Source organism: Saccharopolyspora terrae, from assembly GCF_004348435.1.
Lineage (GTDB): Bacteria > Actinomycetota > Actinomycetes > Mycobacteriales > Pseudonocardiaceae > Saccharopolyspora > Saccharopolyspora endophytica.
This window is the reverse complement of record NZ_SMKS01000059.1, coordinates 13,851-36,985: the sequence shown is the minus strand read 5'-3', so window position 1 is coordinate 36,985 and position 23,135 is coordinate 13,851. Positions and strand designations below refer to the sequence as shown.

At 69.9% G+C, this 23,135-nt stretch carries 17 protein-coding genes and 1 pseudogene; 8 read left to right on the top strand and 10 right to left on the bottom strand.

The window, feature by feature from the left end:
- Positions 1–205: 205 nt before the first annotated feature.
- Positions 206–1,801: an alkaline phosphatase D family protein gene (locus E1181_RS24890; RefSeq protein ID WP_132678348.1), complete on the bottom strand. Its 1,596-nt coding sequence runs from the start codon at positions 1,799–1,801 to the stop codon at positions 206–208.
- 284 nt (positions 1,802–2,085) lie between these two features.
- Here E1181_RS24890 and E1181_RS24885 point away from each other — a divergent pair, with 284 nt between their 5' ends.
- From E1181_RS24885 to E1181_RS24875, 3 genes are all read left to right on the top strand, one after another.
- Complete coding sequence (locus E1181_RS24885) at positions 2,086–2,751, top strand: GntR family transcriptional regulator (RefSeq protein ID WP_132678346.1); 666 nt, start codon at positions 2,086–2,088, stop codon at positions 2,749–2,751.
- The gene (locus tag E1181_RS24880) at positions 2,748–3,911 is read left to right on the top strand and encodes an MFS transporter (protein ID WP_132678344.1); all 1,164 of its coding nucleotides are present in this window, start codon (positions 2,748–2,750) and stop codon (positions 3,909–3,911) included. Before E1181_RS24885 ends, E1181_RS24880 begins: the two co-directional genes overlap by 4 nt.
- A 125-nt stretch (positions 3,912–4,036) precedes the next feature.
- Positions 4,037–5,299 carry a phosphodiester glycosidase family protein gene (locus E1181_RS24875; protein WP_132678342.1) on the top strand — a complete coding sequence of 421 codons (1,263 nt, stop codon included), beginning with the start codon at positions 4,037–4,039 and terminating at the stop codon, positions 5,297–5,299.
- 76 nt (positions 5,300–5,375) lie between these two features.
- On the opposite strand, the gene dnaE is transcribed toward E1181_RS24875, so the two are convergent.
- From dnaE to E1181_RS24860, 3 genes are all read right to left on the bottom strand, one after another.
- The gene (gene dnaE, locus E1181_RS24870; protein WP_132678340.1) at positions 5,376–8,966 is read right to left on the bottom strand and encodes a DNA polymerase III subunit alpha; all 3,591 of its coding nucleotides are present in this window, start codon (positions 8,964–8,966) and stop codon (positions 5,376–5,378) included.
- A 173-nt stretch (positions 8,967–9,139) separates the two neighbouring features.
- Positions 9,140–9,613, bottom strand: a complete 474-nt coding sequence (locus tag E1181_RS24865) for an STAS domain-containing protein (protein WP_132678339.1) — start codon at positions 9,611–9,613, stop codon at positions 9,140–9,142.
- A 144-nt stretch (positions 9,614–9,757) separates the two neighbouring features.
- Positions 9,758–10,330 (bottom strand): GNAT family N-acetyltransferase, encoded by a 573-nt coding sequence (locus E1181_RS24860; RefSeq protein ID WP_132678337.1) that lies wholly within the window; start codon positions 10,328–10,330, stop codon positions 9,758–9,760.
- Positions 10,331–10,527: 197 nt separating this feature from the next.
- Between E1181_RS24860 and E1181_RS24855 the strand changes: the two genes are divergently transcribed.
- The 5 genes from E1181_RS24855 (at position 10,528) to E1181_RS24835 (ending at position 16,076) form a co-directional block, all read left to right on the top strand.
- On the top strand, positions 10,528–11,010 hold the full coding sequence (locus E1181_RS24855; RefSeq protein ID WP_132678335.1) for a DUF5994 family protein: 483 nt from the start codon (positions 10,528–10,530) through the stop codon (positions 11,008–11,010).
- Between the two features lie 159 nt (positions 11,011–11,169).
- Positions 11,170–12,363 (top strand): DUF418 domain-containing protein, encoded by a 1,194-nt coding sequence (locus tag E1181_RS24850; protein ID WP_235877017.1) that lies wholly within the window; start codon positions 11,170–11,172, stop codon positions 12,361–12,363.
- A 193-nt stretch (positions 12,364–12,556) separates the two neighbouring features.
- On the top strand, positions 12,557–13,888 hold the full coding sequence (locus E1181_RS24845) for an aminotransferase class I/II-fold pyridoxal phosphate-dependent enzyme (RefSeq protein WP_132678333.1): 1,332 nt from the start codon (positions 12,557–12,559) through the stop codon (positions 13,886–13,888).
- A 59-nt stretch (positions 13,889–13,947) separates the two neighbouring features.
- Positions 13,948–14,835 (top strand): dihydrodipicolinate synthase family protein, encoded by an 888-nt coding sequence (locus E1181_RS24840; protein ID WP_132678331.1) that lies wholly within the window; start codon positions 13,948–13,950, stop codon positions 14,833–14,835.
- A 17-nt stretch (positions 14,836–14,852) separates the two neighbouring features.
- Entirely contained in the window at positions 14,853–16,076 is a 1,224-nt protein-coding gene (locus E1181_RS24835) for an MFS transporter (RefSeq protein ID WP_132678330.1), read from the top strand.
- Between the two features lie 68 nt (positions 16,077–16,144).
- On the opposite strand, the pseudogene E1181_RS24830 reads toward E1181_RS24835, so the two are convergent.
- From E1181_RS24830 to E1181_RS24805, 6 genes and pseudogenes are all read right to left on the bottom strand, one after another.
- A pseudogene (locus tag E1181_RS24830) lies at positions 16,145–17,034 on the bottom strand (helix-turn-helix transcriptional regulator).
- Between the two features lie 201 nt (positions 17,035–17,235).
- Positions 17,236–18,222: an aldo/keto reductase gene (locus E1181_RS24825; RefSeq protein WP_132678328.1), complete on the bottom strand. Its 987-nt coding sequence runs from the start codon at positions 18,220–18,222 to the stop codon at positions 17,236–17,238.
- Between the two features lie 14 nt (positions 18,223–18,236).
- Entirely contained in the window at positions 18,237–19,121 is an 885-nt protein-coding gene (locus E1181_RS24820; protein ID WP_132678326.1) for an aldo/keto reductase, read from the bottom strand.
- A gap of 113 nt (positions 19,122–19,234) precedes the next feature.
- A complete protein-coding gene (locus E1181_RS24815) occupies positions 19,235–20,152 on the bottom strand; it encodes an alpha/beta hydrolase (protein WP_132678324.1) in 918 nt (305 codons plus the stop codon).
- A gap of 83 nt (positions 20,153–20,235) precedes the next feature.
- Positions 20,236–22,158, bottom strand: coding sequence for an FAD-dependent monooxygenase (locus E1181_RS24810; protein ID WP_132678322.1), 1,923 nt, complete (start codon positions 22,156–22,158; stop codon positions 20,236–20,238).
- A gap of 180 nt (positions 22,159–22,338) precedes the next feature.
- On the bottom strand, positions 22,339–23,100 hold the full coding sequence (locus E1181_RS24805; protein ID WP_132678320.1) for an IclR family transcriptional regulator: 762 nt from the start codon (positions 23,098–23,100) through the stop codon (positions 22,339–22,341).
- Between the last annotated feature and the right edge of the window lie 35 nt (positions 23,101–23,135).

The window sequence follows — 23,135 nt, the reverse complement described above, 5'->3', positions numbered from 1 at the left end:
CCGCTCCGGCAAGATCATGCGCCGCCTGCTGCGCGACGTCGCCGAGAACCGCGAAGTCGGCGACGTCTCCACCCTCGCCGACTCCTCGGTCATGGACCTCATCTCCAAGGGTCTCAAGTCCGGCGACTGACCCCGCCACAGCGAAACCCCGCCGGTGGGCCGCGTTCTCAGCGCGTACCACCGGCGGGGTTCGGGTCCAGGAGCGTCAGCCCTCCTGCACGCCGGGCTTCTCGTTCTCCACGACGTAGGTGGCGCGGGTTTCGATCGGCGCGCCCTCCTTCGTCACGTACGGGACGACGCGGAAGTCGCTGCGCCACTGCTGCTGGTCGACGCTGACCCGGACGTAACCGCGCTGCGAGTTGATGAACTTCATGTGCGGGTTGGCGGCGAGGAGCCGCTCGGTCTCCTCGGTCGTGTCCCCGCCGTCGCCGCTGCTGGAGATCGAGGTGCCGACGAATTCGCTGGCCACCGTGGGCGAATCCGGGTCGGTGAAGTCGCGCTTGAGGTCCCACGCGTAGTTCTGGTGCCGGTCACCGGTGATGACCACGAGGTTGCGGACCCCACGCTCCTGGGCGGCGGCCAGCAGCTGGTCGCGCTCGGCGACGTAGCCGTCCCAGGGGTCCATGAACACGTCGACCGCTTCGCCCGCGTCGCGGTCGGTCTGGCCCATCGGCGCCTGGTTGCCCAGCACCTGCCACTGGGCCTTCGAGCTGGAGAACCCGTCGAGCACCCACTCCCGCTGCACCGCACCGAGAATCGTGCGGTCCGGGTCGAAGCGGTCGTCGCAGGAGGCCGACGAACCGTCGCCGCAGGGCTGGTCGTCCCGGTGCTGCCGGGTGTCGATCACCGTGAAGTCGGCGAGGTTGCCGTAGGAGAGGCGGCGGTGCAGCCGCATGTCCGGACCGTCGGGAGTCTGGGCCTGCCGCAGCGGCATGTTCTCGTACATCGCCTGGAACGCGGCGGCCCTGCGCTTCCGGAACACCGCCGGGTCCTGGTCCGGCTCGTCATCGACCTGCGAGAGGTCGCCCGCCCAGTTGTTCTCGACCTCGTGGTCATCCATCGTCATGATCCACGGGAAGCGCGCGTGCGCCCGCTGCAACGGCGCCTCGGCCTTGTAGAGCCCGTACTGGAGGCGGTAGCGGGCGAGGTCGAAGGTCTCGGTGTGGAACTTCGGATCGGTGGTGACGCCGCGCTTGTTGTCCTTCACGCCGTACTCGTAGATGTAGTCGCCGAGGTGGACCACGAGATCGAGGTCCTCCTCCGCCATGTGGTCGTAGGCGGTGAAGTAGCCGTCCTGCCACGCCTGGCACGAGGCGAACGCGAAGTTCAGCGCGCTCGGCGCGGACGTGAGCGCGGGTGTCGTCCTGGTCCTGCCCGCCATCGAGATCTCGCCACCGGCGCGGAACCGGTAGAAGTACTCCCGGTCGGGTTCGAGCCCGGTGATCTCGGGGTGCACCGAGTGGCCGAGCTCGGGGGTCGCCACGACGCTGTCCCTGCGGACGACGTCGGCGAACTTCTCGTCGGTGGCGACCTCGTACTCCACCCGGACCGGCTCCGGCGACATGCCGCCGCTGCCGTCCTCGGCGAACGGGTCCGCGGCCAGTCGCGTCCACAGCACCACCCCGTCGGGCAGCGGGTCGCCCGAGGCCACTCCTAGCGTGAACGGGTTTCCCGCGCGCAGCGGGGACGCGAACGAGCTCGCCGCGCTCCACGTCCCGGTGCCGAGGAGCACGGCCGCGGCCCCGGCCGTGCCGTAGCCGAGGAAACGACGTCGGGAAACGTTCCGCGCACGCGAGCCCATGAGATCTCCACAGGTAGACGACCGACCAACGGTGAGATCGTTGAGCGTAAACATGTCCGCAGCCAATCGTGTGGGCTTCTCACGAATTAACACCCGCCGAGATCAGGACACCGATCGCGTTGGTCGTTATAACCTCCTCCCGCCAGGAGAGGACATTTTCATCGCGATCAGACCGCGGTCCGACCTTCCACTCGCGTTCACCCGTGTGAAATAGCCCATCCCGCCGGCGACGAGAATCCGCGCGCCCAACTTGTAGGCTATAAGCGAGCGAGGAGGTCACCTGGATGTCAGAACCCGCAGCGCCGCTGACGACCAAGAGCGACGTCGCCTACGACAAGGTGCGGGAGAAGATCCTCTCCGGCGATCTCCCGCCCGGATCGGTGATCAACCAGGCCACGCTCGCGCGCACCATCGGCATCAGCACCACCCCGCTCCGGGAAGCGCTGCGCCGGCTCAAGGCCGAAGGGCTGGTCGAACTCGGCGCGCACCGCGACGCCAAGGTCACCGAGCTCAGGGCCGAGGAGAACCGCGATCTGCTGGAGATGCGCCGCTCCCTCGACCCCCTGGCCGCCTCGCTGGCCGCGCAGCGGCGCACCAAGGACGACATCGCCGCGATCCGCGCGTCCCTGGACGGGCTGCGCGCGATGCCCTCGAACCCGGACTACGAACAGCTGCTGCACCACCGCCGCTACCACCGCGCGATCTACCGCGCCTCGCACAACGAGCTGCTCATCGACGCGCTGGAAGGCCTGTGGGACAAGGCCGACCGCTACCGCAGGTTCGCCCTGGAGGTCGACCGCGGGCCGGAGGCGCGGGCCAAGAAGGACGAGGAGCACCGAATGCTGGCCGAGACCATCATCGCCGGTGACTCCGAGGGAGCCGCAGCGGTGATGACCGAGCACATCGACACCAGCCTCGCGGCCCGAGTCGGCCACCGCCTGCACCGATGATCAACGCGAACCGGCAGGTCTGGGCGCTGCTCGGCCACGCCACGCTCACCCAGCTCATCACCTTCGTGCTGCGTCCCGCCACCACCTACCGGGCGCTTGAACTCGGCGTTCCGGCGTCGTGGCTCGGCGTGCTCTCCGGCAGCTTCGCCCTCGTCCCGCTGGTGCTGGCGCTTCCGGCCGGGCACATCGTCGACCGGCTCGGCGAACGGCGCGTGATGTTCGCCGGCAGCCTGCTGATGTGCGCCGCGGGCACCGTGCTGCTCGCGCTCGGCCACACCGTGCCCGGCCTTGTCGCCGGCAGCGTCGTTCTCGGCACCGCGCACCTGGGAGCGATCGTCGGGCAGCAGGCGCTGGTGGCCAACAGCACGACGACGGGCCGGATGGACTCCGCGTTCGGCTACTACACCTTCGCCGCCTCGCTCGGCCAGGCCGCCGGACCGCTGATGATCGTGGCTTTCGGTGGGGCGCAGGCCATTCCGGACACCACATCGATCTTCCAGGCCGGCATCGCCGTCGCGATCGCGCTGTTCGCCCTGACCTTCGCCATCGAGAGCACCCGGACCGAACGCGGACCGGCCACCACCGAGAACGTCGGCGTGCGCCAACTGCTCCGCCTGCCGGGACTGGCCGGAGCTCTGCTGACGGCGTGCACCGTGCTCGCCGCCGTCGACATCTCCCTGGTCTACCTGCCCGCGCTCGGTGCCGAACGCGGGATCGCCTCGTCGCTGATCGGCACGCTGCTGGTGCTGCGCGCCGCCTCCTCGATGGCCTCGCGGTTCTTCCTCGGGCGGCTCTCGGAGGCGATCGGGCGCCGCCGCCTGCTGATCCTGAGCATCTTCGGCGCCGCCGCCGGCATCACCGTCGCCGCCGCCCCCGTCCCGGTGTGGCTGCTGCTGCTCGCGGTCACCGTCGCCGGTTTCGGGCTCGGCGTCGGACAGCCGCTGACGATGTCCTGGCTCGCCGAATCCGCCCCACCGGGCGCTCGCGGCCGTGCGATGTCGTTGCGGCTCACCGGAAACCGCGCGGGCCAGGTCGTCATCCCCGGAGCCATCGGGATGGTGGCGGCCGGGCTCGGAGCCGCAGGTGTCCTCTGGGTGACCGCCGCCGGACTCGCCCTCACCGGAGTCCTCGCCCGAAACCTCCCGGTCAACCGCCCCTGAACAGCCACCGGCTCGGTCTGATAGGCAGCGGCGGAGCGCGGTGCCACTCCCGCGTCATGAACACTTCACCGGCTGGTCAACCGCAGGAACCCGAGAACGTTCCGCAGGCCGTCGAGCCTGAGCCCATGACCCCGACCTCCCGACGCACGCGCCGATCGTCCGCTCTCGCGGCCGGACTCGCGATCGCGGCCGTCCTCCCCTTCCTCCCGACGAGCAGCGCCCACGCCGAAGGCGACCGGCTCCCGCTCGGCGACCCCGACCTGGCGGAGACGCGGTCGACGCGCGCGCTCGCAGAGGGCGTCGAGCTGACGCGGATCGTCCGAGGAACCGAGCCCGCCCCGCCCGACCAGATCAACACCACCACCCGCGGTCCCTGGGTGGTCAACGTGCTCGCCATCGATCCCGCCAGGGCGAAGGGCCACGTCGAAGCGACCTACGGCCCCGATCTCGCACCGGTCGAGAAGACCACCGACCTGGTGCGCCTCTCGGGCGCCTTGGCCGGGGTCAACGCCTCCTTCTTCACCTTCTCCGCGAATCCGCAGTACCCCGGTGACCCGGTCGGCCTGGGCGTCTACGGCGGGAAGCTGCTCAGCGAACCGACGACCGCCGAGGCGGAAGCGGACCTGATCGTCGACAGCAACAGCGACGAGGTCCTCATGGGCCGCACCACCTGGTCCGGGTCGGTGCGGAACCGGCAGACCGAGGCCACCATGCCGCTCGAACACCTCAACCACCCGCCGGTGATCCCGGCCGAGTGCGCCGAGCTGCCCGACCAGACGCAGTGCGCCCAGCCGGGAGACGTGGTCCTGTTCAACCCCGAGTTCGGCCCCACCCCGTCCGGGAACGGCACCGAAGTCGTGCTGGACCAGCGCGGATGCGTCGTGCGCACCTCCGCGGCACGCGGCACGACCCTCGCGCCCGACCAGACCTCGCTGCAGGCGACCGGCCAGGACGCGGCAGCGCTGCTGGCCATCACCGAGCGGGGCTGCCTCGACAAGTCCTCGACCTTGACCGACGAGAACGGCGACCAGGTCGACCTGCGACCGGGCCTGTTCGGCGTCAACGGCCGCTACCGGCTGATGGCCGGCGGCGAGGTGGTCGTGCCGCCGGGTTCCGGTGACTTCTTCGCGCGCAACCCGCGCACCATCGCCGGAACCACCCCGGACGGCAGGATCCTGCTGGCCACCATCGACGGCAGGCAGACCACCAGCGTCGGCACCACGATGGACGAGACGGCCGCCGTCGCCCAGGCGCTGGGCCTGACCGACGCGGTCAACCTCGACGGCGGTGGCTCCACCACCATGTCGGTCGACGGCACCCTCGCCAACAAGCCCAGCGGCAGCGAGGAGCGCGCCGTCGGCGACGCCCTCGTCTACGTCGAGGACTAGCACGACGCGAGGAATTGCCCGTCGGGACGGGCAATTCCTCGCGGTACGTCCTCAGCGGCCCGGCTGAGACAGCCCGTCAGCGGCCGGCGCGCTCGACTGCGATGCCGCGGACGGACTTGAGCTCCGAGACCAGCTCGGTGCACACGTTGACCGGCCACTCCGGCAGCTCCAGCCTCGTCTTGCCGAGGTGCACGTGCACGGGCGTGGTCCCCTTGTGCGCGGTCAACGTCTGCTTCAGCTCGCTGATCACCTCGGCGTTGAGCTTGCGGGAGTCGGCCTTGAGCACCAGAGGCGGTTCGCTGCCCGGGTCGGTCTCGGCCGCGGTGATGTCGATCGGGACCGCGTCGGAGGCGAACACGCTGATCTCGCCCTCGCGCTCGTTGACCCGCCCCTTGACCGCCAGCGCGTTGTCCTCGACCAGGCAGTCGGCGAACATCTCGTAGGACTTCGGGAAGAACAGCACCTCGATGCTGGCTTCGAAGTCCTCCAGCGTGACGATGGCCCAGGGCTGACCGTTCTTGTTCAGCCGCCGCTGGATGCCGGAGATCATGCCGGCGATCTTGGGCTGCTGCTCCTTGCTGCCGTACCCGCTGGGTTCGCGCTCGCCGCCGACGAGCTCGGCGATGCTGGTGTCCTGGTACGGCGCCAGCAGCCGCTCGGCACCGTCGAGCGGGTGCGCGGAGACGTACAGCCCCAGCATCTCGCGCTCGTAGGCCAGCAGCTGCTTGCGCGGCCACTCCTCATCGGTGAACTGCAGGTGCGCCAACGGCGAGGTGTCCTCGCTCGGACCCGAGTCATCACCCCCGAACAGGTCGAACTGGCCCATCGCCTGCTGGCGCTTGAGCCCGATCACCGCATCGACCCCGGCCTCGTGGTGGGCGTTGAGCGACATCCGCGTGTGCTGGAGCGAGTCGAACGCACCGGCCTTGATCAGCGACTCGATGACCCGCTTGTTGCACGCGGTGATCTCGATCTTGTCGAGGAAGTCCGAGAACGATGAGAACTTCCCCTTCTCCTCGCGGGAAGCGATGACCGACTCGACCACGTTGGCGCCGACGTTGCGGATCGCGCCCATGCCGAAGCGGATGCGCCCCTCGACCGCGGTGTGCTCGGTCATGGACTCGTTCACGTCCGGCGGCAGCACCTGGATGCTCATGCGCCGGCATTCCGACAGGTAGACGGCCGTCTTGTCCTTGTTGTTGCTGTTGGCGGTCAGCAACGCGGCCATGTACTCGGCCGGGTAGTGGGCCTTGAGGTAGGCGGTCCAGTAGGTCACGAGCCCGTAGGCGGCGGCGTGGGACTTGTTGAACGCGTACCCGGCGAAGGGGAGGACGGTCGCCCACAGCTGGTCGATCGCGGCCTTGGAGTAGCCGCGCTCCTTCATGCCGGCCTCGAACCGGGCGAACTGCTCGTCCATCACCTCCTTCTTCTTCTTGCCCATCGCGCGTCGGAGCAGGTCGGCTTGTCCGAGGGTGTACCCGGCGACCTTCTGGGCGATCGCCATGATCTGCTCCTGGTAGACGATCAGACCGTAGGTCTCGCCCAGGATGTCCTTCAGCGGCTCGTCGAGCTCCGGGTGGATCGGCTCGACCGGCTTCTTGCCGTTCTTGCGGTCGGCGTAGTCAAGGTGCGCGTTGACGTCCATCGGACCCGGCCGGTACAGCGCCACGCACGCGACGATGTCGCCGAACCGGGTGGGCTGCATGCGCTTGAGCAGCGACTGCATGCCGCCACCTTCGAGCTGGAACACTCCCAGGCTCTCGCCCCGCCCCAGCATCTCGTAGGTCGCTTCGTCGTCCAGCGGGATGTCGAGGGGTTCGACCTCGGTGGCGTGGTTGGTCTTCACCATCCGCACGGTGTCGTCGATCGTGGTCATGTTGACCAGGCCCAGGATATCGATCTTGAGCAGGCCGACGTCCTCGCACTGCGGACCGTCCCAGCCGGTGATGATCTCGCCGTCGTCGCGCTTCCACAACGGCAGCACGTCCAGCAGCGGCTCCCGCGAGATGATGTGCGCGCAGGCGTGCACGCCCGCGTTGCGGATCAGGCCTTCCAGCCCGCGTGCGGTGTCGAAGATCTTGCCGATCTGCGGATCGGTCTCGATCAGGGAGCGGACCTCGGCGGCTTCCGGGTAGCGCTCGTGGTCGGGGTCGACGATCCCCGACAGCGGGATGTCCTTGGCGGCGATCGGCGCGGGCAGCGCCTTGGAGAACTGGTCGGCCAGCTGGAAACCCGCCTGCCCCATGTGCACCCGAGCGGCGTCCTTGAACGCGGCCTTGGTCTTAATCGTGCCGTAGGTGATGACCTTGGCGAAGAACTCCTCGCCGTACTTCTCCTTGGCGTACTGGATGACCCGCTCGCGCTGGCGCTCGTCGAAGTCGATGTCGATGTCGGGCGGCGAGTCGCGCTCGGGGTTGAGGAACCGCTCGAACAGCAGCCCGTGCTGGAGCGGATCGATGTCGATGATGTGCAGCACGTACGACAGCAGCGCACCCGCCGCCGAACCACGGCCCGGCCCCACCCGGATGCCGTTGTTCTTGGCCCATCGGATCATGTCGCCGACCACCAGGAAGTACGAGCTGTACCCCTTCTCGGTGATGACCTTGAGCTCCCACTCGAGCTGGTCGCGGTACTCCTGGGTGAACGCGCCGTCCTTGAAACGACTCGGGATGAACGACTCGACCTCGTCGCGCAGCATCTCCACGTCGGTGCGGCCGGCCTCGACCTTCGCCTGCGGCATCCGGTTGTGCGCGGCGAACGCCTCCTCGTAGCCCTCCACCATCTCGGTGATCAGCAGCGTGCTGTCGGCAGCGCCCGGGACCTCGGTGTCCCAGTACTCGCGCATCTCCTCCGAGCTCTTGATGTGGTAGCCGTCGCCGTTGAACTTGAACCGGTCGGTGTCGGCGATCATGGAGCGCGTCTGCAGGCACAGCAGCGCGTCGTGGTGCCCGGCCTGGTCGTTGGTCACGTAGTGGCTGTCGTTGGTCGCCACCGTCCGCAGGTCCAGCTGCTGGGCGATGTCGAGCAGCTCACCGCGGATGTTGCGCTCCATCTGGATGCCGTGGTCCATGACCTCGATGAAGAACCGGTCGGCCCCGAAGATGTCCTTGTAGTCCGAGGCGGCCTGCAGCGCCTCCAGCTTCTGACCCAGCCGCAGCCGGGTCAGGATCTCCCCCGCCAGGCAACCGGAGGTGGCGATGATGCCCTCGGCGTGCTCGGCGATCAGCTCCTTGTCCATCCGCGGCTTGCGGAAGAAACCCTCCATGCTCGCCAGCGAGGACAGCCGGAACAGGTTGCGCAGACCGGTGGAGTTCTGGGCGAGCATCGTCATGTGCGTGTAGGCACCGGCGCCGGAGACGTCGCCGCTCTCGCCGTACTCGTCGACTTCCTTCTTCCCGGTTCGCGCCCGCGCACCCCAGAACACCGGCTTCTTGTGGAACCGGCTCTCCGGAGCGATGTAGGCCTCGATGCCGATGATCGGCGTCACCCCGGCCTTGACGGCCTTCTTGTAGAAGGAGTGAGCGCCGTACATGTTGCCGTGGTCGGTCATCGCCACCGCGGGCTGTTCGAGCCGAGCGACCTCGGCGAACAGCGCATCGTGCTTGGCAGCACCGTCGAGCATCGAGAACTCGGTGTGCACGTGCAGGTGAACGAACTGATCAGACACGCGGGCGTCTCCGGCTGTGAATCGAGGGCTGGACGGAGGAGAACTCTATCCGCCCGACGCGACTCGCCCTCACATCACCACACCTCGTGTTGCCATCCAGGCACGACGCTTGTGACCAGGCAGTCCACGCATCTCCCCACGTCCGCGCGTGTTGCGCGCATCACCGGATCCGGTTACGCGGTGAGCATCCGCGCGGGCTCGCGCTCACGGACGGCGGCCGTGACCGTCGTGCAGGAAGCCAGGTGGGGTGCCCGGTCCAGCGCCACGTCGGGGCTGCCGGCCCGCACGGCGCGCTCGACGGCCGGTTGACCGGCGATGAGCACGATCCGCAGCCCGCGGTGCGGCGCGTAGGTGTTCGCCGCGGAGAGCAGCTCCAGCCCGGCGACGCCGAGGAAGGTGACCGCCGTGAAGTCGAGGACGATCGACGAGTGCTCGACGAGCAGCGCGGGCCAGAGCAGATCCGCCAGCTCGGCGACGTTGCTCGAATCGATGTCGCCCGCCGCGGTCAGCACCGTCAGATCGGCGCGTGGCCGGGTCAGCTGCAAGCGCAGTCCAGGCGGTCGGGACATCTCCGTGGTGGGTGCGGTGCGTCGTTCGTCGAAGGTGACCAGCGCCGCGTCGTGGACGCGGGCTCGTGCTGCGGTCATGTGCTGCTCCCGAAGTTCGTGGAGCCGGCCGGACAGGCGTGGTCGTGGGGGCGAATCGACGAGGGGAGCAACTGCGAAGCACCGACGCTGCGTCGCCTGAACCGTGAGCCTTCTGCTCAACCAGCTAGTTCCATGCTACGCCGCTCATTCGGGTTCGAAGCCCGGTGGAAGTACGCCCGGGAGCGCCTGATCGAGGTCAGCGGGCCGGAGCCGGTACAGCTGCATGGGCTGACCGAAGTACTTGCCGGTTTCGCCCACCCACTCCATGCCGTTGCGTCGGATCGCCGACACCGCGCGGGTGTTCTCCGGCCGAACGACGGCGTAGAGCTCATCGGCGTCGTGGCTGAACGCCCACCGCGCCATCGCGTAGGTCGCCTCGCTGGCGTAGCCCTGCTTCCAGGCCGCGGGGTGCAGCTGCCACCCCAGTTCGAGGTCCTCGCCGCCCGGAGGCAGCGGCAGCAGGGTCCCACCACCGATCACCGCGGCGTCCTCGCGTCGCTGAACGCACCACCGCCCGGTGGGAGGTTGCGCGCGCAGGTCCTCGACGATCCACTGCCGCAGCAGCACCCGCATCGCCGCCAGGTCCGGGACTCGATCCATGATCGGGCTCAGCCAGCGGGCGACATCGGCGTGCCCGAAGATCTCGAAGGCCGCCGGCACGTCCTCCATCTCCCAGCTCCGCAGGATCAACCGGTCCGTGACCAGGCGTTCAGCCATGTCGCCAGCCTACGCCGCGCCCGTTGACCCGCAGTTGTAACGAACCCGTCGGAACCTGGGCCCGGATGCGGCGAAAGCCCTGATCAAGGACTTCCGGCGTAAGCTGAGATCAACGAGGTTCTCGGCAACGTGAGCGGTTCCGCGCGCAGTCCCGGGGGTCAGCACCGGTCGTTCACCGACCGGGAAGGAGTTCCACCATGGGACCCGACCAACATCCGGGAAGCGCAGCGCGCCTCACTCTCAAGCCCGCAACCGGCACGCGGGGATTCGTCGACGGCGCCTGGTGGCCGCGTTCGACGGACCCGACGACGGAGTTCACGTCGCTGCTCACCGCGCTCACCGCCATCTCGGGGCCGATGACCCGGCTCGCCTACAACCTGACCACGTGGGACCCGGTCCCCAGGAAGCTCCGCGTCCAAGGGCACCAGGTGCGCCTCGAAGGCTTCCACACGCTCGACCGGCGCACGGTCAGCTTGACGGAGCCGAGCGGGCATCACGTGGTTCTGCTCGTCATCCCCGCCGACACGACCGAACTCCGCGGGAACGCGGTGCTGGCGAGGGCGGCCGAGCACGACAACGTCGCCTCCCCGGCCGAGCTGCTGGCCGAAGAGCCGACGTCGACCGAGGAATCATCCGAATCACGTTGGGAAAGCGAGGGCGGCCACCTGCTCCCGGCCTGACAGATCCGCCACCCCGGTTGTCCACATGAGACGCCGCGGGCGGAGCTCCTGCGGCGTCGGGTCGTCCAGGAGTAGTAGGGCGGAACTGTCCCAAAGTGCTAGCTGATCCGGCCTCGCGGTCGATCCGCGGCACCGACCGCGAGTGCGACGGTCTTGCACGTGAATTCGACGACGCAGATCATCACCAGCCAACAAGACCCTCCGAAGCGGGCGAACCAGGTCAGGCTGGTGGGCCTGGACGTGGCGCGGGGGCTCGCGGTGTTCGGCATGTTCGCCGCGCACGCCATGCCACCCACCGCCTGGCCGTCCGCACTCGCGGCCGGGCGCGCGGCGGCGCTGTTCGCGGTGCTCGCCGGGGTGTCGATCGCGCTGCTCAGCGGCGGAACCCAGCCCTTCGACGGGACCCGGATGCGCGGCTCCAGGGTGCGCATCGCCGTCCGCGCCGTCCTGCTGTTCCTGCTCGGCATCGCCCTGACCACGCTCCAGGTGCCCGCGATGGTGATCCTCGCGTTCTACGGGGTGCTGTTCCTGCTCTCGATCCCGCTGCTGCGGCTGCGCGCGGGTGCGCTGGCGATGCTGGCCGCGGTGCTCGCGATCGGCGCACCGCTGCTGTCGTTCGCGCTGCGCAGCGGCATGGAGGTCAACCAGCTCGGATACGCGCCGAACTTCGGCGACTTCGGTTCGGCGGAAGGACTGTGGACCGTCTTCCACGGCCTGCTGCTCACCGGCGCGTACCCGGTGCTGACCTGGCTGCCGTTCCTGCTCATCGGCATGGCGCTGGGCAGGCTCGACCTGCTCGCGGTGCGCGGCAAGCTGATCGCCTCGGGCGTGGGACTGGGAATCCTCGGCTACGGCGGCTCGTGGGTCGCGATGAACGTCTTCGGCGGCGAGGAAAGCCTGCTGTCGACGCTGCCCGCCGGGCTCCCGCCGGAGATCCTCGACGCGGTCATGTCGTCCAGCCTGGGGACCGCACCGACCACCTCCGCGGTCTGGCTGCTCACCGCCTCCGCGCACAGCGGCACCCCGTTCGAGATCATCGGTGCCGGCGGGGTCGCCATCGCGGTGATCGGGCTGTGCCTGTTCGGTCAGCGACTGCGCCGGCTGCTGCTGCCGATCTCCTCGGTCGGGGCGCTCGCGCTGACCTCCTACGCCGGACACCTCCTCGCCCTGAAGGCGTTCGGACCCGAACAGCTGGGACGGATGAGCGTCGAGAACCCCTACCTCCCCTGGCTGGTCCTGGTCGCCGCGACGATGCTGATCACGACCACCTGGCGAGTGCTGCTGCACCGAGGCCCCCTCGAATGGGCGCTCCACCACGCCTCCACAGCCCCAACCCGCCTGCTCACGCGCTGAACGCCACCACGAACACCGGCCGGGGCCGCGGGATTCACCTTCCACGCCCCGGCCGTTCGCGTGATCAACGGATTGATTTCACTCTTCACTGAAGCAATAGCTGTGGCGGATTGGATCAAGAACCCTCCGGCGAACCGGCGAGGCAGGCCACTCGTGCTGGCTTTTATGTCCTAGGACATTTAGTGTCAGCGAGGTGGCGCGAAGAGGGCATCCCGAGACGATCGCCGGCTCCAGTGCTGCGGAGATCGTCGAGTCGGTCCGCAGGCTGATCGACTCCGGGGGGCTGGCGAAGGGTGCTGCCCTGCCGCCGATCCGCGGGCTCGCCGCCGAGTTGGGGGTCAACCGCAACACGGTCGCGTCCGCCTACGCGCAGTTGGCCGCGGCGGGGCTGGTCGAGACGCGGCGCCGCGGCGGGACCGTCGTGCTCGGGGTTCCCGCGCTGGACGGCGAGGGGCGCAGCGCCTCCCGCGAGCTGGTCAACCTCGCCGACGGCAATCCGGCGATCGAGTTCCTGCCCGACCCTCGGGCGGCCTTCGGAACCGGGTACGAGCCCGCGCTGTACGGGCATCCGCCGATCAACGAGAGCCTGGCGGCGTGGGTCGATTCCGAGATGGCTCCCGACGTGGGGCCCGTTCCACGCGGGCTCGTGCTCACCCACGGCGCGGCCGACGCGGTGGAGCGCCTGCTCGGAGCGCACCTCGCCCGCGGGGATGCGGTGGTCGTCGAAGATCCTTGCTTCCTGTCGAGCATCGGCACGATGCGGCTGAACGGCTACCGGAGCGTGCCGGTGCCCGTGGACGCGGACGGCATGACACCGGACGGGCTGTCCCGGGCACTGGAGGCCGGGGTTCGGGCGGTCGTGTGCACGCCGCGGGCGCACAACCCGACCGGCGCGAGCCTCACCGGCGAACGCGCCGAAGAGCTGCGGGAACTGCTGTCCCGGCACCCGGAGGTGCTGGTCATCGAGGACGACCACTTCTCCGCGATCTCGGCCCGGCCCTACCACCGCATCACTCCGGCGAGCGCGCCGCGCTGGGCGCTGGTGCGGTCGATGTCGAAGTTCCTCGGACCGGACCTGCGGCTGGCGTTCGTGCTGTCCGATGAGGACAGTGCGGCCCAGTTGAGCGCGCGGCTGAGCTCGACGGCGGGCTGGATCAGCCACGCCCTGCAGCACATCGTGGCGACGATGCTGCACGACGAGGGGACCGCCCGGCTGCTGCGGCACGCCCGCGACTCCTACGCCGAGCGCCTGCGCTCGCTGACCGGCGCGTTGCACGAGCACGGCATCTCCCTGCCACCGGACCGCGACGGGCTCAACGCCTGGATTCCGGTGGGACGAGGGGAGAAGCGGCTGATCGACGCGCTGGCCCTGCGCGGCTGGGCGGTGCGCGGCGGCTCCGACTTCGCGGTCACCGAGCGCAGTGCGGGAGCGCTGCGGGTGACCACCGCGAACATCAGCCCGCAGCGAGCGGAGGCGTTCGCCTCCGACCTCGCCGCGGTCCTGCGCCCGAAGAGGGGCGCCTGAACAGTCCGCTCCGGACAGCCACGACGCCACGAACCCCCGCCTGACCCCACGGAGGATCCATGTTCACCGGTCTCAGCGCGTTCCCGCTCACGCCCGTCACCGACCGCGGCATCGACGAGGCGGCGTTCGCCGGACTCGTCGAGCGGCTGTCCGCCGCGGGCGTTGACTCGATCACCGCGCTGGGCTCCACCGGCTCGTACCCGTACCTGGACCGCGCCGAGCGCGCTCGTGCGGCGCGACTGGCCGTCGAGCACTCCGGAACGACACCGGTGATCGTCGGCATCGGGTCGGTGCGCACCCGCGACGTCCTCGAACTCGCCGAGGACGCCCAGGAGGCGGGCGCTTCCGGCGTGCTGCTGGCGCCGATGTCCTACCAGGCGCTCACCGCGGACGAGGTGTTCGGGCTCTACGAGGACGTCACCGCCGAGCTCTCCGTTCCGCTGGTGGTCTACGACAACCCCGGAACCACGCACTTCACCTTCACCGACGACCTCTACGCCCGCATCGCCGAACTGCCCCACGTCGCCTCCATCAAGATCCCCGGGGTGCCGACCGACCCCGGATCGGCCGCGGAACGCGTCTCCGCGCTCCGCGCGCTGCTGCCGTCGGTGACGATCGGCGTCAGCGGAGATCCGCTGGCCGCAACAGGTCTCAACGCCGGGTGCCACGCCTGGTACTCCGTCGTGGCCGGGACTCTGCCCGAACCCGCCTTGGCGATCACCCGCGCGGCCGAGGCCGGTGACGCGAACTCCGCCAACGCGGCATCCCAGCGGCTGCAACCGCTCTGGGAGCTGTTCGGCCGTCACGGCAGCCTCCGCATGGTCTCCGCGATCGCCGAGATCCTCGGCCTCGCGGGGCATCCCAACCTGCCGCGCCCGCTGCGCGAACTGCCCGGCGACGAGCGCGCCGCGGTCGCCCGGGTCGTCCAGCAACTCGACCTTCGCTGACGGCGGCTCGGACGGCGATGACCGAGGAGAGCACGACCACGCGACCCCGCAGCGCGCTGCTGCGGTACGTCCTCGCCGCGACGCTGGCGCGCACGGCCGACGGTGGCGCGGTCGTGGCCATCGTCCTGCTCGTCACCACCAGCGGAGATCCGGGCTGGCTGGCTGGTGCGCTCGGCGCCTGCATCACCGCGCCGCACCTGCTCGGCCCCTTCGTCGCCCGCAGCCTCGACACGGCGCGCGACGGACGTCGCGTGATCGCGCTGGCGAGCGTGGTCCACGGCGCCACGCTCGCCGCGGCAGTCCTGCTCCACCCCGTGGCGCACGCGATCGTGCCGGCGGTTCTGCTCATCGCCTCCGGTCTGCTCGGCCCGCTGCTGACCGGAGGCATCAGCAGCCGGCTGCCCGCCATCGCCGGTCCCACCCGCACCAGCCAACTCCGCGCGCAGGGATGGGACGTCGCCACCTACGGCATCGGCGGCACGGTCGGGCCGAGCGTCGTGGCAGCGGTCTCCGCGTGGGCCTCACCGCTGACCGCCGCCCTGGTGCTGGCCGCCGGAACCTCCATCGCCGCCGCTTTCGTGATGCTGCTGCCGCCCTCGCCACCGGCGGCCGACGCCCGGGACGTGCCGCGTCCGGCGCGCACGCTCGCGGTGATGCTCTCCGCCGGCCCGCTGCGCCGGACCCTCTACCTGACCATGATCGTCGCGTTCAGCGTGGCCGCCCTGCCCATCACCGCGGTCGCGAGCACCGGCCTGCTCGGCACCGACACCGCGGCTGCCGGGATCCTCACCGCCGCTTACGGATTGGGAAACCTCGCCGGATCCATCGGGGTCATGGTCCGCCCGCTAGAAGGCGACGCCGACCGGCTCATGACCCGGCTGGCCGTCGTCGTGGCCATCACCCTCGTCGCGGTCGTCCTCGCCCCCTACTTCAGCCTCGCCACCGCGGCCTACGCGGCCGCCGGTATCGCCAACGGCTACTTCTTCGCCGCGACCCTCGCGGTCCGCAACGAATTCGCCCCTCCCGAGATGCGCGGCCAGGTCTTCGTCTGGACCGGCGCGCTCAAGATCACCGCCGGATCCGCAGGCACAGCGCTCGCCGGAACCATCATCGGCCCCGCAGTCCAGCTGCCCCTCGCGCTCGCCATCGCACTGACCACCGCAGCAGCCCTGACCTCGGCGACCGAGCGCAGGTGCGGGATCAACCGGTCACGCGGACACCCCAACGGCGAGACCGCGTAGGAATCCGAGTAGTCCGCGACATTCCTGCGCCATGAGCGTGAAACCGACTGCCGCGGAAACAGTTCCCGTCAGCTCTTGTCGGCTTCGGCCGGGTCGAGGTCGATGTGGTCCTGGGTGGCGGCCCAGCTGGCGAGCATCTTCAACGCATCCGCGGTCGGGCTGTCGGCCGCTGCCGTGTAGATGTTGAGCGTCAGGCCTGGCTCCGAGGGCAGTTCCATCGACTCGTAGTCCAGGTCGAGCTGTCCGACCACCGGGTGCCGCAGGCGCTTGCGGCCGCTGCGGTGCAGCTGCACGTCGTGCGACGCCCACCGTTCCCGGAACAGCTCGCTCCGCGTCGACAACTCCCCCACCAGCTCGATCAACGCACGGTCGTGCGGATTGCGGCCTGCCTGCAGCCGCAGCATCGCCGCGGCGTCGTTGGCGACCTTGTCGAAGTCCACGAAGAAGTCCCGGGCGGCCGGATCGAGGTAGACGAACCGCGTGGTGTTCGCCGGCCGCCTAGGATCCGCCAGCACCGGCGCGTACAGAGCACGAGCGAGGTCGTTCATCGCCACGACGTCGTGGCGGTCGTTGCGCACCCACGCCGGAGCGTCGCTGATCGCATCGAGGACCTGCTGCACGCTCGCACGCACGCTGGTCGGCACGCTGGTGCGCCGACGACGGCCCGCCCCGCCGCACGAGCCAGGACGAACAGGTGTTCCCGCTCGGCCTCGTCCAGCTGGAGCGCCCGCGCCACGTTCTCCAGCACGCTCTCGGACGCACCGGCCAGGCTGCCGCGCTCCATCCGGACGTAGTAGTCCACGGAAATGCCCGCGAGCATGGCGACCTCCTCGCGGCGCAGGCCCTTGACCCGCCGATTCCCGCCGTAGGCCGGGAGTCCCGCCTTCTCCGGTGTGATGCGCGCCCGCCGCGAGCTGAGGAACTCGCGGACCTCCGCGCGGTGGTCGGTCTTGCCCATGCATCCCAACGTAAGCCGCTCACCGCAGCGCAGCCAGGTACTGGCATTACCCGGGAGAACCGGATCCTGCCCGACCGCCTGGAGAGGGACCGCATTCACCGCGTCCGATGGCGACGGAAGCCCGCTGAACGCGATTGCGGTTCAGCGGGCTTCCTCACCTCCACGTCAGCGGAAAACCAGGTGCGCGACGCACCGCGCAGGTCAGAGGCCGACCATGGACATGCCCGCGGGGTTGTATCGGTCGCCCTCGACCCCGGTCCGGGCGGCGAGGGCGTCGAGGTCGGCGACCTCATCGGCCGACAGGGCGACCTGGGTGGCACCAGCGTTCTCGTCGATGCGCTCGGGACGGCGCGTGCCGGGGATCGGGACGATCCACGCCTGCTGGGCCAACAGCCACGCCAGAGCGATCTGACCTGGGGTGACGCCCTTGTCCTCGGCGAGCGCGCGGACCTGGTCGACCAGCGCCTGATTGGCGTCGAGGTTGTCGGCGGCGAAGCGCGGGATGGTGTTGCGGATGTCGCCCTCGGCGAACTCGGACGTGCTGACCGTGCCGGTCAGGAAGCCCTTGCCGAGCGGGCTGAAGGGCACGAAACCGATGCCGAGCTCGGCGCAGGTCGGCAACACCTGCGGCTCCGGGTCGCGGGTCCACAACGAGTACTCGCTCTGCACCGCGGTCACCGGGTGCACCGCGTGCGCGCGGCGGATCGTGCCCGCACCGGCCTCCGACAGCCCGAAGTGCCGGACCTTCCCGGCCTCCACCAGTTCGGCCACGGCCCCGGCGACGTCCTCGATCGGCACGTCCGGGTCCACCCGGTGCTGGTAGAACAGGTCGATCGCATCGATTCCCAGCCGCCCGAGCGACTCGTCAGCGACGCGACGGATCTGCTCCGGCCGGGAGTTCGTCCCGGCCATCTTCCCGTCCTGGATGTCCCACCCGAACTTGGTGGCGATCACGACCCGGTCCCGAAGCGGCCGCAGCGCTTCGCCGACGAGCTCTTCGTTGACGTACGGGCCGTAGACCTCGGCGGTGTCGAAGAAATCGATCCCCGCCTCCTCCACGGCGTACCGGATCACACCGATCATGTCGCCGCGGTCACCCGGGTTGGGGCCGTAGCTCTGGGACATGCCCATGCAGCCAAGACCGATCGCCGAGACCTCCAGTCCCTGGCCAAGCGTGCGCGTGTGCATCGTGCGGCTCCTCCTCATGCTTCCGGGATCTCGATGCCGAAGTTCTCGCGGGTGATCTCCTCCGGCTCCGGGCCGCCCCGGACGCCGGTGTCCAGTCCGTCGATCGCGGCGAGCTGATCGGCCGTGAGCTCGAAGTCGAACACCTCGAAGTTCTCCGCGATGCGCGCCGGGGTGACCGACTTCGGGATCACCTGCCGCCCCTGCTGCAGGTGCCAGCGCAGCATCACCTGCGCCGGGGTCTTACCGTGCCCGCCGGCGATCTCGCGGATCACCGGATCCTCCAACGTGGACCCCTGGGAACCATCGCGGTAGAAGGTGATCCCGCCGATCGGCGACCAAGCCTGGTTGAGGATGCCGCGTCCGGCGTCGTAGGACAGCAGCTCGGACTGCCGGAAGTACGGGTGCACCTCGATCTGGTTCACCGCGGGAACCACGCTGGTCTCGTTCAGCAGCCGGTCCAGGTGGCCGGGCATGAAGTTCGAGACGCCGATCGAGCGGACCTTGCCGTCGACGTTCAGCTTCTCCAGCGCCCGGTAGGCCTGGACGGTCAGGTCGAACTCGCCGGGCAACGCCTGGTGCAGGATCAGCAGGTCCAGCTGCTCGACGCCGAGCTTGCCGACCGCCTTGTCGAAGGCGTGCAACGCCGCGTCGTAGCCGTAATCCGTGATCCAGACCTTGGTCTCCAAGAACACGTCGTCCCGGGACAGTCCCGAACGCCGAACCGCCTCACCGACCTCCCGCTCGTTGCCGTAAGCCGCGGCGGTGTCGATGTGCCGGTAGCCGACCCGCAACGCCTCGGCCACCGCTGCGGTCGTCTCCTCCGGCGCGGACTGGAAGACGCCGAAGCCGATCGACGGCATCACCACATCGTTGTTCAGCCTGAACGTCGAAATCGTCATGTCCTCGACGCTAAGCCCACCGCGACCCACCTGGGAGTGTCCACTGAGCCAGGTACTCCCAGTCCCCCGATCCGATGAAACCTCCACGGCCTCGTCGTTCGAGCGTCGTTTCGTCAGGGTGCCGGGTGCAGGGCGCGGTGGAGGGCGTGGAGGGTTTCAGTGGTCTGGCGCTGGGACACCGCTGCGCCCGTGAGCACCGCCGAGCGGTGGAACGTGCCGGGGAACAGGTGCAGTTCGACCGACACGCCCGCGCGCAGCAGGCCGGAGGCGTAGGTTAGGCCCTCGTCGCGCAGCGGATCGTTCTCGTACACCGACACGTACGCGGCCGGCAGCCCGGACAGGTCGTCCGCGCGGGCCGGGGCCGCGTAGGCGGGAACGTCCCCGTTCCACCCGCGCAGGTAGTGCCGCCAGCTCAGCACCGCGTCGGCGTGGTTCCACAGCGGTGTCGCCTCGAACGTGCGTGCCGAGAACGTCTCGACGCGGTCGTCGACCTCCGGGGCGTCGAGCACCTGGAAGCGCACCGGAGGTCCGCCCCGGTCCCGGACCAGCAACGTCAGGGCTGCGGCGAGCCCGCCACCCGCGCTCATGCCGTACACCGCGATGCGCGTGGCGTCCACGCCGAGCGACCCGGCCTCCGACGCGGTCCAGCCGAGCGCGGCCTCGCAGTCCCGCAACGCCGCCGGGTACGGATGCTCAGGCGCCAAGCGGTAGTCGACGGCGATGACGACCGCGGGCAGGTCCGAGCACAGGTTCACCGCCTGCGCGGTGAGGGAATCCACGCCGCCCATCACGAACCCGCCCCCGTGCAGCAGGAGCACGGCAGGAAGCGGGACGGGCGCGTCGGAGGGGCGGAAGACGCGGACCGGCACACCGTCCCCCACCTCGTGATCGGTCGCGGTGACCTCGCCGGGAACCTCTTGCGGAGCGTTCGCGGCGAGGTCCGCCATCCGCGCCCGAGCGCCGTCCAGGTCGTGGATGTGCAGGTCGGGCAACGCGGGCAAGGCCGCTGCCAGTTCGGGATCGAGATGCACGGTTCGCCCCCAGTGGTGCGCGATGCCGCCACGGTCCCACCGAACCGACAAGGCTCGCCACCGCGGCGGCGAGCCCGCTCGTGCTAGCTCCTGCCGGCGGCCGTGGACGTTCCGACCTCGACGAGGACTCCGCGGAGGAAGTCGACGAGCTCGTCGTGGGCGTCGAGCGGGAGGACGTGGGCGACGTACTGGTCCGGCCGGACCACCACGAGGGCGCCGCGTTCCCTGTCCAGACCGCGCAGGTCGAAGATGTCGGCGTCCGGGTCCGGGCAGAACGCCTTCTCGTGGTCGACGAGCTCGAACGGTCCCTTGCGCGGCAGGAGCACCGGCGGCAGGTCCTCGACCGTGATGTCGCGATGCCCCTGCTGCAGCACGGCCCGGACGTCGATCACCGAGTCGGGGTCGGCACCGGGCGGGGTGAACCGGGCGATCGGCGAACCTCCGGAGGCCAGGAACCGGGCCAGCTCCCGCAGCCGGGAATCGGGGCTGCCCGGGTGAGCGCGATCGGCGAACGCGTAGAGCCGCCAGGCGCCGTCGGCCCGGGCCGCGTGCCCGAGGTGCACCGGCTTGGCGTCGGCCAGCCGGATCACCGGCGCCGAGTGGAACCGCATTCCCAGCGGGAACCCGTCCGCCAGGTCCTGATGAGGTGATGCGGCGGTGATCAGGGAGGGCTGGTAGCGCACGGCGACCCCGGCGGTGAACCGGCCCTGCTCGCGGAAGTAGTGCTGGAACTTCTCCGGATCCGCACGACCCTCATCACCGTCCGAGCGGGCGCTGAACAGGGCGGCGAACTCGCGGTCGAAGTCGATGAGCTGCTGGGCGACCGCCTGCCGCTCCTGCGAGTAGGTGCGCAGCAGCTCGGGCCGCGCCGTCCCGCGTAGCACCGCGCCCAGCTTCCACCCGAGGTTCCAGGCGTCGGCCATCGAGACGTTCATGCCCTGCCCGGCCTTCGCGCTGTGGGTGTGGCAGGCGTCGCCGGCGATGAACACCCTCGGCTCGCGCGCGCCGGACTCGTCGGCGTCGTCGAAGCGGTCGCAGAGGCGCTGCCCGATCTCGTAGACCGCCCACCAGCCGACGTGCTTCACGTCGATCGAGTACGGGTGCAGGATCCGGTTGGCGACCGCGGCGAGCTTCTCCGGCGTCGCGCTGCGGTCGCGCAGCATCTCGGCGTCGCGGTCGTTGTCGAGTTCGATGTAGAGCCGCACCAGGTATCCGCCCTCGCGCGGGATGATCAGGATGCTGCCCTGCTCGGAGTGGATGGCCGACTTGAGCCGGATGTCGGGGAAATCGGTGACGGCCAGGACGTCGAGCACGCCCCACGAGCTGTTGGTCGCATCGCCCTCCAGGCGGCGGCCGATGGCTTCCCGGGTTCCGCTGCGCGAACCGTCGCAGCCCACCACGTACTTGGCCCGGATCGTCGAGGTTTCGCCCGTGGGCTCGAAGTTCTCGACGTGCTGGAGGGTGACCGCGACCGGGTGCTCGCCATCGGTGCCGACCTGGACGTCCGTGGCGTGCAAGCCGTAGAACGGCTCGGCTCGGCTGGCCGAGCGGCCCATGTGGTCGCGCAGGTAGGCCAGCATCCGGGCCTGGTTGACGATCATGTGCGGCATCTCGGAGATGCCCGCCTCCACGTCGTCGACGCGCCCGGCGCGCACGATCGAGCCGCTGCCCTCGGGGTCCGGCCGCCAGAAGCTCACCTCGGTGACCTGGTAGCCCTCGTGGATGAGCTGGTCGGCGAGACCGAACGCCTCGAACATCTCCACCGTGCGGCAGGCGACACCATCGGCCTGGCCGACTTCCAGCGGTCCGTCCCGCCGGTCGACGATCACCGTGCGCAGCTCCGGGAACTGGGCCAGCTGGGCCGCCAGGACCAGGCCGGCCGGACCGCAGCCGATGATCACCACGTCGGCCGTGTCCGGCAGGCCAGGAGGCCGCTCCGCGACGGACGGGTGGGGCTCGTCCACGAACGGGTCGCCGGGCTTGTAACCGTCAAGGTAGAACTGCACTGGTCTGAACTCCTCTTCGCATCGAACTCCGCGGGCCTCGGATGCCGGCTGAGCTCCGCCCGGATCACCGGGTAGCGCGTTCCACCCTGCGACGGTCCTCGGCTGAGGAACAGGTAGTTCTGCCTTGAAGAATTCGTCCGGCTCCGCGAGCAGTTTCCGCTGGCCAGGAACCGGAGGTGGTCATTCCGAATGAAGGTCCTTCTCCAGCGCGCTCGCGGCCGAGGCGAGGATGGCGACGATCGGGCGCAGCCGTCCTCGGTCGTACCGCACGCTGGGCATCGACACCGACAGCCCCGCGATCGCAGCGCCCTCCCCGGATCGGACGGGCACGCCGATGGCGACGACGCCGCGCTCCGAACGCCCTTGGTTGAGCGCGAACCCGTTGCGCCGGACCTTCGTCAGCTCCCGGCGCAGCTGGTCCATGTCGGGCACCTCCGCCTGAGCCGCTCCGGCGTAGGTGGAGTCGAGCTCTTCGCCGGTGAGCTCGGAGAGCAGCAGCAGGCCCGCGGTGGTCTGGTGGGCGGGGAAGACCATGCCCTCGCGGGATCCCACTCGCAGCGCCTGCCGACACTCGGCGCAGGCGATGAACCGGGTGGTGCTCCCGGTGCGGACCGTCAGGTTGACCGACTCCCCCAGCTCGTCGACGAGCCTGTCCAGGTGAGGCAGGGCGGCCTGCCGCAGCCGGGAGGCCGTCGAGCGCGAATGCGAGGCGAGTTCCAGGACGGGACCCGCGCGGTAGACCTTGGTGTCGTCCCGCACTGCGAAATCCCGGTAGACGAGCATCGCGAGCAGCCGGTGGGCGGTCGACCGCGCGACGCCCAGGCGCTCAGCCGCGTCGGCGACGGTCAGTCCGCCTTCGAGCTGCAGGATCGTCGCCAGCCGCAACGCGTGATCAACGCTGGCGATGGCGTACGCCGGGGGTTGCTTCATCTCCGTGGCCATCAGCCCTCCGAGTTCGATTCTGCTTTGCAGAATAC